At 34.3% G+C, this 14,894-nt stretch carries 17 protein-coding genes and 1 riboswitch; of the genes, 9 read left to right on the top strand and 8 right to left on the bottom strand.

The annotated features are described in order from the left end of the window. The first annotated feature begins 13 nt into the window (after window positions 1-13). The 7 genes from HMPREF3267_RS06315 to HMPREF3267_RS06285 all read left to right on the top strand — a co-directional run bounded on the left by HMPREF3267_RS06315 (window position 14) and on the right by HMPREF3267_RS06285 (window position 4,088). Window positions 14-346, top strand: coding sequence for a glycine cleavage system H family protein (locus tag HMPREF3267_RS06315; RefSeq protein ID WP_002460709.1), 333 nt, complete (start codon window positions 14-16; stop codon window positions 344-346). Beyond that, on the top strand, window positions 347-1,144 hold the full coding sequence (locus tag HMPREF3267_RS06310) for a protein-ADP-ribose hydrolase (protein ID WP_037544316.1): 798 nt from the start codon (window positions 347-349) through the stop codon (window positions 1,142-1,144). Continuing rightward, window positions 1,134-2,024: an SIR2 family NAD-dependent protein deacylase gene (locus tag HMPREF3267_RS06305; RefSeq protein WP_062078233.1), complete on the top strand. Its 891-nt coding sequence runs from the start codon at window positions 1,134-1,136 to the stop codon at window positions 2,022-2,024. Before HMPREF3267_RS06310 ends, HMPREF3267_RS06305 begins: the two co-directional genes overlap by 11 nt. A gap of 11 nt (window positions 2,025-2,035) precedes the next feature. Then, the gene (locus HMPREF3267_RS06300) at window positions 2,036-3,058 is read left to right on the top strand and encodes a lipoate--protein ligase (RefSeq protein WP_062078235.1); all 1,023 of its coding nucleotides are present in this window, start codon (window positions 2,036-2,038) and stop codon (window positions 3,056-3,058) included. Window positions 3,059-3,315: 257 nt separating this feature from the next. After that, window positions 3,316-3,657, top strand: a complete 342-nt coding sequence (locus tag HMPREF3267_RS06295) for a hypothetical protein (RefSeq protein WP_002460715.1) — start codon at window positions 3,316-3,318, stop codon at window positions 3,655-3,657. Between the two features lie 12 nt (window positions 3,658-3,669). After that, window positions 3,670-3,861 carry a helix-turn-helix transcriptional regulator gene (locus tag HMPREF3267_RS06290; RefSeq protein ID WP_002460717.1) on the top strand — a complete coding sequence of 64 codons (192 nt, stop codon included), beginning with the start codon at window positions 3,670-3,672 and terminating at the stop codon, window positions 3,859-3,861. Window positions 3,862-3,878: 17 nt separating this feature from the next. Next, window positions 3,879-4,088 carry a hypothetical protein gene (locus HMPREF3267_RS06285; protein ID WP_002492404.1) on the top strand — a complete coding sequence of 70 codons (210 nt, stop codon included), beginning with the start codon at window positions 3,879-3,881 and terminating at the stop codon, window positions 4,086-4,088. On the opposite strand, the gene HMPREF3267_RS06280 is transcribed toward HMPREF3267_RS06285, so the two are convergent. The 7 genes from HMPREF3267_RS06280 to HMPREF3267_RS06250 form a co-directional block, all read right to left on the bottom strand. Beyond that, window positions 4,073-4,513, bottom strand: coding sequence for a 6-pyruvoyl trahydropterin synthase family protein (locus HMPREF3267_RS06280; protein ID WP_070545294.1), 441 nt, complete (start codon window positions 4,511-4,513; stop codon window positions 4,073-4,075). The genes HMPREF3267_RS06285 and HMPREF3267_RS06280 overlap by 16 nt on opposite strands. Before the next feature lie 115 nt (window positions 4,514-4,628). Further along, on the bottom strand, window positions 4,629-5,015 hold the full coding sequence (locus HMPREF3267_RS06275; RefSeq protein WP_002479023.1) for a hypothetical protein: 387 nt from the start codon (window positions 5,013-5,015) through the stop codon (window positions 4,629-4,631). Between the two features lie 173 nt (window positions 5,016-5,188). Continuing rightward, window positions 5,189-6,109: a cation diffusion facilitator family transporter gene (locus HMPREF3267_RS06270; protein WP_002460722.1), complete on the bottom strand. Its 921-nt coding sequence runs from the start codon at window positions 6,107-6,109 to the stop codon at window positions 5,189-5,191. 148 nt (window positions 6,110-6,257) lie between these two features. Further along, a complete protein-coding gene (gene potE / locus HMPREF3267_RS06265; RefSeq protein ID WP_002460723.1) occupies window positions 6,258-7,586 on the bottom strand; it encodes a putrescine-ornithine antiporter in 1,329 nt (442 codons plus the stop codon). A gap of 14 nt (window positions 7,587-7,600) precedes the next feature. After that, window positions 7,601-9,769 carry an ornithine decarboxylase gene (gene speC / locus HMPREF3267_RS06260; protein WP_002460725.1) on the bottom strand — a complete coding sequence of 723 codons (2,169 nt, stop codon included), beginning with the start codon at window positions 9,767-9,769 and terminating at the stop codon, window positions 7,601-7,603. An 804-nt stretch (window positions 9,770-10,573) separates the two neighbouring features. Next, window positions 10,574-11,350, bottom strand: coding sequence for a membrane protein insertase YidC (gene yidC / locus HMPREF3267_RS06255; protein ID WP_062078239.1), 777 nt, complete (start codon window positions 11,348-11,350; stop codon window positions 10,574-10,576). Window position 11,351: 1 nt separating this feature from the next. Further along, a complete protein-coding gene (locus HMPREF3267_RS06250; protein ID WP_062078241.1) occupies window positions 11,352-12,458 on the bottom strand; it encodes a helix-turn-helix domain-containing protein in 1,107 nt (368 codons plus the stop codon). A 223-nt stretch (window positions 12,459-12,681) separates the two neighbouring features. On the opposite strand from HMPREF3267_RS06250, the gene HMPREF3267_RS06245 reads away from it, so the two are divergent. Next, window positions 12,682-12,915: a hypothetical protein gene (locus HMPREF3267_RS06245; RefSeq protein ID WP_002460728.1), complete on the top strand. Its 234-nt coding sequence runs from the start codon at window positions 12,682-12,684 to the stop codon at window positions 12,913-12,915. A 315-nt stretch (window positions 12,916-13,230) separates the two neighbouring features. On the opposite strand, the gene HMPREF3267_RS06240 is transcribed toward HMPREF3267_RS06245, so the two are convergent. Further along, window positions 13,231-13,596: a hypothetical protein gene (locus tag HMPREF3267_RS06240; protein ID WP_002479027.1), complete on the bottom strand. Its 366-nt coding sequence runs from the start codon at window positions 13,594-13,596 to the stop codon at window positions 13,231-13,233. A 127-nt stretch (window positions 13,597-13,723) separates the two neighbouring features. After that, window positions 13,724-13,824, top strand: a riboswitch (TPP riboswitch). Window positions 13,825-13,923: 99 nt separating this feature from the next. Here HMPREF3267_RS06240 and HMPREF3267_RS06235 point away from each other — a divergent pair. Then, the gene (locus HMPREF3267_RS06235) at window positions 13,924-14,838 is read left to right on the top strand and encodes an ABC transporter substrate-binding protein (RefSeq protein ID WP_062078243.1); all 915 of its coding nucleotides are present in this window, start codon (window positions 13,924-13,926) and stop codon (window positions 14,836-14,838) included. Window positions 14,839-14,894 lie beyond the last annotated feature (56 nt).

The following is a 14,894-nucleotide window of genomic DNA, read 5'->3' as shown; positions in this document are numbered from 1 at the left end:
AGGAAGTATATATATGGCTAAATTAGCAAACTATCTATTAGTACAAAAGGAAGGAAACCAATATGTCTATTATATGACACCAGAACTTCAAGATGATATTGGTACTGTGGGTTATGTTGAATTCATGACTGCAAACGATGTCGCTAAAAACGATGAAATTGTAAGTATTGAAGCTTCAAAAACGGTGTTAGATGTCCAAACGCCTCTTGCCGGCACAATTGTGGCACGCAATACAAAAGCTGAAGACGAACCAACGATTTTAAACTCAGAAAAACCAGAAGACAATTGGTTAGTCAAATTAGAAAATGTAGATGAAGATGCGTATAACGCATTACCAGAGGCATAAATGTTACAAACACAAAGTAAACGTCTCGCTTATTTAACACATTATTTATGGCAAGAAGCACATGGTTCAGAACCGTTAAACTACCCTACTGACTCCACAGCACAATGGGAATTATATCGTGGCTTAGCCAATGTCAGACCACCAGAACCTATTTCTCAAGAATATTTAGATATTCAAGATGCTTATCTTTCAGCATTATCAACTGAACGACAGCCCATTCATATGGATGCGTTAACACCTGTAGAGAATCAACAGTTATATGTGTGGCAAGGTGATATTACACGTCTGGCTGTTGATGGGATTGTCAATGCTGCTAACAGTAGCCTCTTAGGTTGTATGCAATCCAATCATGATTGTATAGATAACATAATCCATACAAAAGCAGGCGTTCAACTTCGTCTTGATTGTGCACAAATCATCAAACAACAAGGTCGTAAAGAAGGTATAGGTAAGGCTAAAATCACACCGGCGTATAACTTGCCTTGCCGTTATGTCTTGCACACTGTCGGTCCACAAATACGTAAATATCCTGTTTCGCAAATGAATAAAGAACTGTTAGCGCGCTGTTATACATCTTGCTTAGAATTAGCTGAACAGCACGGTTTACAACATATAGCTTTTTGTTGCATTGCGACAGGTGTATTCGGCTTTCCACAAGAAGAAGCTTGCCATATCGCGATTAAGACCGTTTCGGATTATTTAACAACACATCCATCATCAATAAAGGTTATTTTTAATGTCTTTACTGATAAAGATGCACAACTTTATACGGAGGTGCTTCAGACTCATGAGTCATAATAAATGGGCAGCACTCCAACTTGCTCGCGAAGACGCTGCACAAGTCGATATACTACTACGCGCTATCTATGAAGCAGATGCAGTCGTTGTCGGTATTGGCGCTGGTATGTCGGCAGCTGATGGCTTTACCTATATAGGTGAACGTTTTACACAAAACTTTCCAGATTTTATCGAAAAATATGGTTTCTTTGATATGTTACAAGCCAGTCTACATCCCTTTGATAGTTGGCAGGAATACTGGGCATTCGAAAGTCGTTTTGTTGTTTTAAATTATTTGGATCAGCCGGTCGGAGCATCATATCTTGCTTTAAAATCATTATTAGCGCAAAAAGCGTATCATATTATTACAACCAATGCAGATAATGCTTTTTTAGCAGCAGACTATGATTTAAATAAAGTATTTCATATTCAAGGCGAATATATTTTATGGCAATGTAGCCAGCATTGTCATGCAAAGACCTATCGTGATGATGATGCTATTCGTCAGATGGTAGCTGAACAACAAGATATGAAAATTCCTTGGACATTGATTCCACATTGTCCAAAATGTGATGCGCCTATGGAAATTAACAAACGTAAAGCACAAGTTGGCATGGTTGAAGATGCTGATTTTCATGCACAGCTCGAACGGTATAATGCCTTTTTAGCTGAACATCAACATGGCAAAATCTTATACCTTGAAATTGGTATCGGTTATACGACACCACAATTTGTGAAACATCCGTTTCAGCGCATGACACGTCACAATCCAGATGCCCTTTTTATGACTTTAAATAAAAAAGCTTATCGTATTCCACAAAATATTAAAGCGCGAACCATTCATTTGAATGAAGACATTGCTACATTAATGACAACTGCACAGCAGAAAATGAACAACTAGGAGCTAAAATTATGTATTTAATTGAACCCATCCGCAATGGAAAATATATCGCTGATGGTGCGGTTAACCTTGCCATGCAAGTTTATGTAAATCAGCATATTTTTTTAGATGAAGATATTCTATTACCATACTACTGTGACCCTAAAATTGAAATTGGACGTTTCCAAAATACTGCCATCGAAATCAATCAAGAATACGTTGATAAGCATGGCATTCAAGTAGTACGTCGAGATACTGGAGGCGGTGCCGTTTACGTTGATAAAGGTGCTGTAAATGTGTGCTGCATCCTTGAACAAGATACGTCAATTTATGGAGACTTTCAACGTTTCTATCGTCCAGCAATCAAAGCATTGCATCATCTTGGTGCCACCGATGTCATCCAAAGTGGACGCAATGATTTAACACTCCATGGCAAAAAAATTTCTGGCGCCGCTATGACAGTAATCAACAACCGTATTTATGGTGGTTACTCTCTACTGCTCGACGTTGATTACGATGCCATGGTGCAATCATTAAATCCAAATCGCAAAAAAATTGAGTCCAAAGGCATTAAATCCGTACGTGCTCGCGTGGGTAATATTAGGGATTCACTTGCCCCTGAGTATCAAGACATCACCATTCAAGCGTTCAAAGACCTTATTATTAAACAAATTATGGGCATCGATGACATTTCAGATGTCAAACGCTATACATTAACCGACGAAGATTGGGCTGGTATTGATCAACTCGTTGCTGACAAATACGCAAATTGGGAGTGGAATTATGGACATTCTCCGCGTTATGAATATAATCGCAATGCGCGTTTTGCTTGTGGTACCATTGATATTTCACTTTCAGTAACACAAAATCGTATCTCAGGTTGTAGTATTTTTGGCGATTTCTTTGGACAAGGCGATATTCATGATGTTGAAACACATCTAGTAGGTACACGAATGGTTAAACAGGATTTAATCGCTCGCTTAGAAGATATTGATTTAAATTATTACTTTGGATTATTATCAGCAGAAGAATTAACACAACTCATTTTAAGCTAGTTACCTAAAACGTCTCGGACATCGTCATGTTTTAGGCTATGAACTCTATATTGGCAGTAGTTGACTGAATTGAAAATACGCTTATCCCAAGCTTTTTTCAACCCGAGTCAACCTTGCCAGGGTGGGACTTCGAATTCACAATAAATGCTGTCCCGCTCTTTTTTTATTATTTAAAATGTAAAAAGTATTTGACATTCTAAATTTCAGTTGTTATGGTGTTTATGTAAAAAACTTTTGACATTTTGAGGTGTAATACAATGAAAATCTTAGCATATATCGGTTTCTTTATATTTTCAGTATCATGGAGTATCGTCACCACTGCATTGTTGCCAGCAGAGAGCGTCGATGGTCGTAAAAAAGACGATACCAAATACGATGAACGACAACGGCGGATGTTCCTAGAAATATTTGCACGCACATTTGTGTGGATAGTTTATATAATGCTATCTTCAGTATTTTTGCGTTTATTTGGTATATACAAGAAAGTTTCAGAATCACTTTTTATATTTAAAGATTATCCAGAATTACTATACATCTTATTGGGCCTGTTATTTTTAGTCATGAATTACTTTTCTGTAAAAAAGAAATATACCACTTAGGATGCGTGATATATGAAAAATAAAATTAAAGCCTATCGTAAAAAAATAGGCATGTCTCAAGAAACGTTAAGCAAAAACGTCAACGTTTCGCGCCAAACAATTAATGCTATCGAGAATAATAAATATGATCCCACATTAATGTTAGCGTTTAAACTTGCAAAGCAGTTTGATACAACCGTTGACGATTTATTTAGCACAAAGTAAAGCAAAGGATGATTCAAATGTTAAAAAAGCAAGATGAAATGGAACGTCATCACTTTAGTATCGCAAGTAAATGGACAATTGGTTATTTCTTTATTGCTTTATTCATCTACAGTGTATACACCAAGATAACAACAGGACAATTCGATATCATTTGGCTTATTTTAATGAGTGGCCTTGTACTGTTTTGGGGTATTTTAACATGGCATAAATATCACACACGTTTATAGTTTAATCGTGAGTCCAATATAACACTATGCTGCGCCGTTTCTGCTAGCTCGAGCCGACATATATGATGCCCTGATGGCAGGTGGTGCTTGAATTGCTCCCAAAACCAGTTAGCGATATTTTCAGCTGTTGTATTCATTGAAATCAATGTATTATTGATAAGCTGACCATCCAATTTAGGATGAATATATTGATAATATATCTCGTCAATATCAAAGAAATCAATAGCTAACCCGTATGCATTAACTGGAGACTGGATATCTATCGTTAACCGATATTCATGATCAATCAAATCTCGATAATGATGTGCGTCAAAATAAATACGATTATCAGCTGTAAACTGATAATAACTGCGAACAACGATGTCTTGCTGACTACCATATTTAAATTGTTGTGGTAATTGTACTTCACTGATATCGTTATACATCATCTGTTCCTCCTTTTATAAATAAGTTCCTCCAATTAAGAATATAAAAAATCATCTGATATAATCATTTATATACTCAGATGATTTTTTATACTTATCTAGCTGTTTACAGACGCTATCGATCTGTTTTATTTTGTAGTTTATTTTTCAAAAAGTTATTGTCGAAAAGTACGCTTAAGAAATTCAACACGATTTCACGTTCTTTCTTGTTTTTAAAAGCTATCGTGGCATTAAATTCAAATTGATTATCCCCATAAATCAATTCAACAACGGCACTCATAAACTTATCAGATAAGGTATACCCTTTAATATTGCGTATAATAATTTCCTTAAAAAAGTGTTCCTTATTTGAAATAATAACAATATGTCGTCTACTTAAAATCAATGTCGATTCGACAAATGTTTTCTTGCCATTTTGATTATAGACATACTTTACTTTTGTATTATATAGTTGTGCTTCTGTCCCAAATTTCTTATTATATAACTCCATATCTGCATTCATGTGTGGCACCTCCAAAATAATTATTATCATCCCCGAAATAAGTTCTTTCATATAAGTAACAAAAAAAGTGCGATTCATTCTATTTAATAATGAAAAAGGCACACAAGGTTATCTCAAACCTCATGTGCCATATCATTTGTCTTATCAAACGTGATGCATCAACAAATCAAATCCTAATTCAATTGTCTTAAATAATACTGTTCCGTAAATGAAATATTCAACCACTTATCATAGTTTGTAAAAGCCTCATTTATATTATGAATCAGCTCATCACGATAGACATCTGCTTGTTCAATCGTTCTAATTGCTGATTTGGAATCTACAATATTTTGTAAATCTATATAAATCGCTTGTCCCATTTTAGAAATTCTTAAATCTTCTTCACGAATATTATATTTTAAGTTTAATTCTTTAACAATCGTAAAAATTTCATATTGAACTTCTTCAGATGCTGACATAGAAATAAGTTCCTTACCATTATTGTATAGTAATCGAATTGGCATTGTAATCAGGATAATCCCTGCAAGTAACACCATTCCTGGGTCAATGTAAGGAATGAGCCATGCAAGTGGCGTGTATTTTAAAACAAACATTAACACAAAGCCAAATACTAAACCAAAACTAACTACAGTATCGAGTAACCACTGCAACATTTCAGCATAAATAAGATCTGAACGTTTACGGTTGCGTGACAACATTAAACACACTAGACCACAGCCTACAAATGAGAAAATACCATAGAACAAACCAATGTTTGCATTGATATCTCTCCCGCCTTGTAGAATCGCATAAACTGATGATACTAATGATAAGATACATAATAACAACATGATTGATGAGTTAAAGATAATGGTAAGAGGTTGAAACACATATTTACCAAACGGAAAAGACTCATGATTCGGTTTCTTGATTGCTATAGATGTAAATAAAGAAAGTGAAGAAATTAATAAGCTAAGCACTGCATACAGACCGTCAAGTAACACCATGTCACTGTTTGATACGATACCTAAAAAGATACCTACCACGGAAAAGATCAGTGCACCTATCGTAGAAATGACTAATATTCTACTCACAGAATGATCTGCTTTTTTCATTTTTATCTAGTCCTTTTACATATTTACACCTATTATTTTACACCTAAATTCAAATAAAACAATCCCATAGCCGTGTTGCGAGAGGTTTGAGAATACAGCTAATGGGATTGTTAAGGAAAGAATATTCACGTTTTTTAAGCTATCTTAATTATTTTGTAATATTTTCATGAGGTTTGTTTACGTCAAATCTATAGGAAATCAATCCATAAAGTGTCCATCCGGCAAACGTTACTATTGCACCGTAGTAAACTGCGATACCACCAGAAGAGTAGATTGCATATAATGTGTAAAGTCCTGCAATGACTGCAATAAAGTTTGTCCACTTCATGCCTTTAGCAGACACACTACCTGCTTCTTTCTGCATCGTCTTAATACTTGCCATAGTAAGAACGTATGGCACAGCGTTCGTTACAACGGCCAAGTTAACTAAAATGGTAAATTGTTTAGATAATGATGGACTAATTGTCATTAATGAAATTAGTGTTTGTAAACATGTAATTATCAACATACCAATTAATGGTGTACCATTACCAATTGTTTTAGCGAATACTTTAGGGAAGTATTTTTCAACTGCAGACGTTCTAAACACTTCTGCAATTGTAAATTGCCAACCAATTAATGAACCGAAACATGAAATAATCATTAATCCGATTACAATGCTACCTACTGTTGGGTTAAACATATGACTAAATGCTAAACCGAATGGTGCATTTGAATGTGCTAAATCTTTAATTGGTGAAATACCTAAAATAACGTTTGTAGAAATAATGTACATTACCGCAGCACCGATTGTACCACCCATAACGGCAATTGGTACGTTTTTCTTAGGATTATCTACAGCATCACTATTTGCTGCTGCTGACTCTAAACCTAAGAATGCCCATAAGGTAATTGAAATTGATTTACCCATACCTTCGAAGAATCCAAAGTGATGTGGGTTCCATGATGATGCGAAGTTACTTCCACTGAACCAGAACCATCCAATAATACTGATGAATACAACTGGAAGAATAACGCCCCATACAGTAAATGAACTGATTTTACCAGTGATGCTTGCACCACCAAAGTTTAATGATGTTGCTACCCATAACGCTAAAATTGTCCATAACGCTGTAGCAACTGGTGACATATGGATGTGAAGTAATTCAGCTGTATAACCTACTGCTGAAATAGCGATGGCAGCATTGGCAATTACCAACGAAAGACCATACGTATAGTTAGTTAAGAATGCTCCGGCTTTACCGAATGAGTATTCTGCATAACCACCCATTCCTCCACCTTTTGAGCTGTATAAACCTGCTCTAGCAAAGATGAAAGCAAGCATTACTGCTCCAACTGTTGTCACAATCCATGAAAGGATTGACATTGTACCTACTTGTGCGAGGTTCGTCGGTAACATGATAATACCTGAACCCATCATGTTAACAGCCGTAACGATTGTTAACTGAGTCACACTCATTTTTTTCTTTTGAGCCATGTTCGTTCTCCTTCCTAGCTTTCTAGCACATAACCAAATGCTTTAATTTTGCCGTCTACTTCTTCAAAGTAAACACCTTGAATTTCTGGTGCGAATCCAGGGAATTTATTGATACCTTCTTCTAAAATCTTGAAGTAAGATTTAGCTGTTTCGCTCCATTTTTCACCTGGAACAACACAGAAGATTCCTGGAGGATATGGTAATGCACCTTCAAGTGCAATTTCTCCAACGATGTTGTCTAATTCAACTAATTTAGCGTTGTTTTTCAATAATTGAATGTTAGCATCGTAAGGTTTCATGCTTTGTTCTGGTAAGTAGTCTTTTAAGAACATTTTTTTCTGGAATTCTTTTGTATTATGTTCTTTATAGAAATCATGTAATTCTTGGCATAATTGACGAATTGTATAACCTTGATAGCGTTCAAAGTTTTGATGATACAATCTTGGCAACACTTTATCTAGCGGTGCATCTTGATCAATTAAGCTTTCGAATTTGATTAATTTAGCGATTAAATTGTTCATTTTAGCTTCGTCGCTAGCTGGTGTCATTAAGAATAGAATAGAGTTTAAGTCATTTTTCTCAGGAATAATGCCATTTTCACGTAAATAATTAGCCAAAATAACTGCTGGGATACCAAAGTCCATGTATGAATCATCTTCTGGGTTGATACCTGGTGTTGTTAATAAGAATTTGTTTGGATCAACGAAATATTGGTCTTTACCATAGCCGTTGAAACCATGCCATGATTCTTCTGGATTGAATTTCCAATAGTCTAAATTGCTAATGATTTCTTCTGTTGGTGCATCAGACCATTTTTTACCATTCACTTTTTCAGGTAAGAACGGTTTAATATATTTACATTTAGCTAGGATTTCTTTTCTAGCATTTGTTGATACCGTTAAACAATCGTTCCAAAGTTTTTCTCCCATAGGTCCTTCTTGCATTCTTGCGTTGATATCTAGAGAAGCGAACATTGGATAGAACGGTGAAGTTGATGCATATTGCATATAAGCATTATTGAAACGTTTATGATTGATATAACGTTTTTGGCCTTTAATGTGTTTATCTTTTTTATGGATTTGTGACGCTTGTGAGAAACCAGCTTGTTGTTTATGTGTAGATTGAACAACAAAGATACCAGGATCATTTTCATCAAGGTCTAATAATAATGGTGAAGATTTTTTCATTAATGGAATGAATTGTTCATAACCCACCCAAGCTGAGTCGAATAAAATGTAATCACATAAGTGACCAATTTTATCTACAACTTGACGTGCATTGTAAATCGTACCATCATAAGTTCCCAATTGGATAACAGCTAAACGGAAAGGTCTATCCCATTTTGCACGTTCAGGATCCACTTTAGCAACTTCTTGTCTCAAATATTCTTCATCAAAGTCGTGTTCGTGAATACCGCCAATGAAACCATAAGAGTCACGTGCTGTTTGCATATAAACTGGACGGCCACCGTCTTTAACTAAAGCTGAAATATAAACTGATTTGTGGTTGTTTCTGTCAAATAATACTAAGTCATCAGGCATAATTGCTGATGTAATCGTAATGTTATTTGATGTTGTTGAGCCGTTCATAACGAAATATGTTTTGTCTGCATTATAAACTTTTGCAGCATGTTTTTGAGCATCTACGGCTGGACCTTCATGGATTAATAAGTCCCCTAAATCCACGTCTGCGTTACAAATATCTGCTCTAAAAATATTTTCGCCGAAGAATTTGTAGAATTGTCTTCCAGCTGGATGTTTAGCAAAATATTGTCCACCTTGGTGTCCAGGACAGTCGAATTGCACATTACCGCGTTCAACATAGTCCGCTAAAGTATTAAAGAATGGAGGTAGTACATTGTTTTCATATTTAGAAATTGCATATTCTAATTTTTTTGAATTATATTCAAAATTACTATTGTTTACATCTATTATGAAATCTACTTCTTTTAAATCCACTGCGTTAGCTGCATCTTTATCATTTTCGTAGTCGGAAACAACAAATACAGGAATGTCTAATTTTGCCTCTTTAAGTTTGTTGACAAAATCCATATCCTCTTCCATAAGAACAACAGCACCTAAATCGATGATGTCTTCATCTTTGTCATGGATCGATACAATTTCTCTTTCGCTAGTGAAATATTTTCTTGCTTCCTCCGAAGAAGCAACTTTCAAGAATTTCATAAATATAACCTTCTTCCCTCAAATTAATTTATTCTCTTTTGTACCTCCACCGACAGTGTAGTACGATTATCAAAAATTGTTAATACCTTAAATAATTATTTCTGTGAAATATTTCACATTTAATATTACAACGCTTACATACACAAGGCTTTTGAGAATTGTTAAGTTTTTGTGACAAGTATGTAAATTGCATTTACGAAGTAAAAACCCCGCCATTGTAGGCATATTTGTCTATACAACTTGGGAATTTTTATTATAATATGTCTTTAAAAGTAACCAATATGCAAAATATTATTGCGGGCTATGAACAAATGTTTATATCTATTTTTTCACAATCTCACATCCGCTTTTTGATTAAAAATTTAGACATGTATCTTCTCAAAAAGATGATCCATGTCCTAGAAAATAAATTTTCACACTTCCTTGTATATTCATAATATTTTATATTTATGCATTTAATACGATTAATAATTCAATTCTCGCTTGCTTAAAATCGAATGTTTTTTTAAAAAACTTGCAGTTAAATATTTTGCTATTCTATCTATTCTGGCTATTTACAACTTGTGGCTCAATTAATTCGACTATCTGCTTTTCATAAAGAGGTCGCTTGCTTCAATTACTACCTAACAACTACACATATATGGTCGACTGATACTAAGTGGTGTTGTCTCAACTGTGGCAATCATACCAGCTATAATAAATATTGAATCATTTTTAACATCCCGTTGATTGGTAAATGATAGTGCCTGTCTTCTTTTATCATGCTTAACTATGGCAGTGTCTACCTAATAATATGAAGATTTATCACATTGTTTTTGATTGTCTAATATGATGCGTTTGGCGTTGTGATATAATTGCTTGCAATATTAATAACGCAGCATTTACAAACCAATATAAAGCTAGTGCTGAGGGAGATTGAAACGCAATGTAGAGAATAAATAACGGGGAAACGATCATCATCACATAGCCCATCATTCTTTGTTCCTTAGGCATTTGTCTGGCACTTAACCATGATTGGACAAAATACATGAACCCAGCAATCATAGCTATCATGCTATCTGGTGATGTGAGATGAAACCACATAAATGTTGGATAACTTAGAATTCCTCCTGAAGTTGGCCATTTTAATGTCGCATATAATCCAAATAAAATGGGGATTTGTATTAGCATAGGTAAACAGCCAAACATGGTTGTTAAAGGATTAAGTTGATGTTGTTGATATAACTGCTGCAACTCTTGATATGCCTCATTTTTTAGTTGCTGAGTTGCTGCTGCTTTTATTTTTTGTTGTATCGGTTCAATTTTGGGTTGTAATTCTTTCATTTTCATACTGGTTATTGCCATTTGTTTTTGGTTATGCAACATGAGTGGCATTAATATTAATCTTACTAGGCACACAATAATAACAATAGCCAATCCATAATTATGATTCAGATGTAAACCCAAATAATGCAGCAACCCATCCATAGGTCCAACAACAAGTTGATACACCAAACCTGTCCTTTGATGTGTATCACTGTAATTGCATCCTGAAAGTAAACTAATCCCTAATAAAAGTATTGTCACATACCATTTCTTCATTTTATTCAATCCCCTGGCGATATATAAAGTCTAAACGCTTCACAATCTGTTGAAATTGTGGATTATGCCACAATTCTGCAAATCGTTGTTCGTCAGCTACGACTCTATAAAAGTCACGTGCCACTCTATCATTTTGTATATTTAATCGCTCACCAAACGGCATTTTTGCTAAAAACATATCAATATCATTAAAAAAATGATCTTGCTGATAATTACAATTTCGCACAACTCGTTCATAGCACTGACAGTAGTCTTCTAAATATTCTAAAGCTTGCTCATACTCAGTTTGTTGATAGTAATACTTAGCCAGCGACAAATTAATACCAATATTGATATATGGAAATAATTGATTGGTATTAAACCCCTGCTGCAATGCTTTAAAACGCTGTTCGATATCACTGATTTCTTCGTATAAATCACGAACCAATATCAACTGTAACTGTTGAGACATTAACATTAGTGATTGATACATATCCACTTGAATCACACTTGAAGCCTTCGCTAAGTTCCCTTGTTGTGCATAAGCATCTGCTAAAAAGAATGCTGTTCCCTCTTTAATTGAACAATCAGGAACAGTGTCGATAATGGCGCCATAGTCTGCTGAATATAGCTGAAATGCTAAACGATAACATTTAGCATATTTTATCAGTTCATCAGAATCAGATTTTTCTTCAACTATATCGCATAATGTTTGTGCAAATTGAATCGTATCTAGACATTGTTCCTCATTTTCAGCATAATAAATATGATTCATCAGCAACGCAATGATTGACAATAAAAATGAATACTCATTATTGTTATTATGACAACTCTCTTTCACTGCAGTTAAAAATGTCCCATACGAATGATTAGTCAATTGTTTAGACAAGTGTTGACACAGATGAGTGGCGTCCTCTTTCGTTAATACATCTTGATAATCCAATAATTCGTCCACACTCATATTAAATAATTTTGCAAGCTTTGGTAACAACTGAATATCAGGCATTAAACTACCATTTTCCCATTTTGAAATAGTTGGCTTTGTGATATCTAAATATGCAGCCAATTTATCTTGCGTTAATCCTAGTTTAGTCCGCTGCGCTTTTATAACCTTATTAATTTTAATCATATTAAACAACTCCTTACATTTATTGTATCTAGCAGTTGAACTAAATTGTATTTCTAATATGACAATATCAAGGAAATAAAGTTTCCACATAAGAAACTTATAGTCGTATGGATATTCTTTTCGTTTAAAAATTCGTATAAAAACACGGTGTATGATAATTTAAAAAACTATCATTCGAAAATCTTGTATCGTAAGTTACAATATTGATAAAGAGGTGATATAAATGAAAAACATCTTTAATTTCTCATTCGTTCTAGGGCTTATGTTAATTATCGTTGGGATTGTGCGTTTATTTAATGGTATTGATATTGTATCTATCTTTGCAATTGCACTGGGAATTATGGAAATATTTCTCTCATTAAGTCAGCGCAAACAAATTAAACGACAAAACCAACATGCTTCAAATGACTCAAAACACGAAAAACCAAGTTTTAAACATACTCAAGATAAAGAATAATCACCATTTCAGCTACTAAAATAAACAAAATTTATTATAATATATATAAATGATAAAATAATATAGTCTGTACTAAATAACGCTCCATGTTATCGTTTTTTACGATTGAATTAATGTGTACTTATCGTTTTACTTTATTCAAACTTTACAACTTTTAAATAAGATTCGTGAGATTAAGTGTTTTCTCATTTTCTCTAGCAGTATCTTCACAAAAACAAAAATAAACATATTAACTATTAACTTTATTTCACAAATTAGTGAACCTTTAGCATTGTTCAATAGTTAAATATGCTTATCCGTCCTCGTTTCCTATGTTCAGTAATCAAATGGTCCTAATAGTATAAAGATAATGAATAATACAGCACTCAAAAATGTTGTCGGCATAAGCCACCATACTTTGGTGAAATGTTGGCGCTTAAGTTCAATCAATCCAATCATAGTAGAAAAACCCCATAAATCATCAAATACAACATTTCCAAATATATTCTCTGGTAGTAGCGCATCTAATAATTCAATTAAAAATGCTGCCATTAAACCAAGTTGGTAGCTAATCACTAAAATACGTCGCTGCTTAGATTGCCATTGTCGACTCAGACGCAAATACGCCCAAAGTATTATTACAAGAATGAACACCTCGATGATAATAGTTAAATAATACAAGTAATCATTGCTTATTAACATTTTAACCCTCTTAACATTAAAAAATTTATAAATATGTTCACTTTTAGAATAGGTCATATCAATGCATCATTCAATTATGATATACCAATTTTATTTACTTATGTTGTTATGTTATGTTGTATATGTAAATGATCACTAGGGGTGCAGTAATCGCTGCTGAGAGAAACTTTGTTTCAACCCTTGAACCTGATGGTTAGTACCAGCGTAGGAAAGTGAACCTTGTGCGTCATTGATGCGTAGTCCTTTTGACATCAATCTTTTTCTTGTTAAACACAAGCATTCACTTTTGCTACGTGAATGCTTATTTTAATAGGAGGAGAAAAGATAATGGATACACTAACAGTTGGTTTAGAATGGTTTTTAAATCCAGATCATATGCCGCTGATCATTGGCATTGAAAAAGGCTGGTTTGCAGACGCACAACTTGACGTACATATGATTGAGCCAGAAGCGCATTTCGATGCACTATCTGAAATTGAAAACAACAAAATGGATATAGCGATAACAGAACCTATTCACTTAGTTGAAGATCGTGCTAACGCTAAAGACGTTGTTGGCTTCGCACGATTCTTGCACACTAACGGTGGTGTCATGTTCAACAAAGATAAAGCAATAACTCGTCCACGTGACCTTATTGGAAAACGCTTAACCTATCCTGGGGCACCAGGCTCCGGTGGTATTGCAATTGTTAAAACAATGATTGAAGCCGATGGTGCTACATATCAGGAAGGTGATTTGATTCCTGTGAACAATAGCTTTTATCATACAGATGCCTTAGAGAAGGACAAAGCAGACGCAGCAACGTTAATCTTTGAAAATTTCGAAATAATCGAAGCAAAATTACGTGGCTTAAATGTCGATTTCTTCGCTCTTAAAGATTATAATGTTCCAGATTTTTGTCAATTAATATTGATTACCTCTCCACAACACCTCAAAATACAGCATGATAAATTATCACGTTTTATCACTGTCATTAAAAAAGCTATAGATTATATTCATCAACATTTGGATGAAGCGATTGCAATTTATTGTGCTTATACGCAAACTGATGTATATGATGCATTAAACCAACAAACCATACAAGCTACAGCCCATTGTTTTACTAATGATTTATCAATGAACTCCGATTATTACAATGATTTACAACTATGGTTACACGAAAACGATAAAATCGTACAACCCATTGATTCACAACTTTATTTCACTAATGAATTATTATTCCCACGTTATCATCGACACTAATCATAGGAAATCGAATCTGGGCCATCATTATGTTTTAGGCTATGAACTCTATATTG

This window comes from Staphylococcus sp. HMSC62D11 (assembly GCF_001839145.1).
Lineage (GTDB): Bacteria > Bacillota > Bacilli > Staphylococcales > Staphylococcaceae > Staphylococcus > Staphylococcus lugdunensis.
The sequence above is the reverse complement of the archived record's forward strand: the minus strand, read 5'-3'. Positions and strand labels throughout refer to the sequence as shown.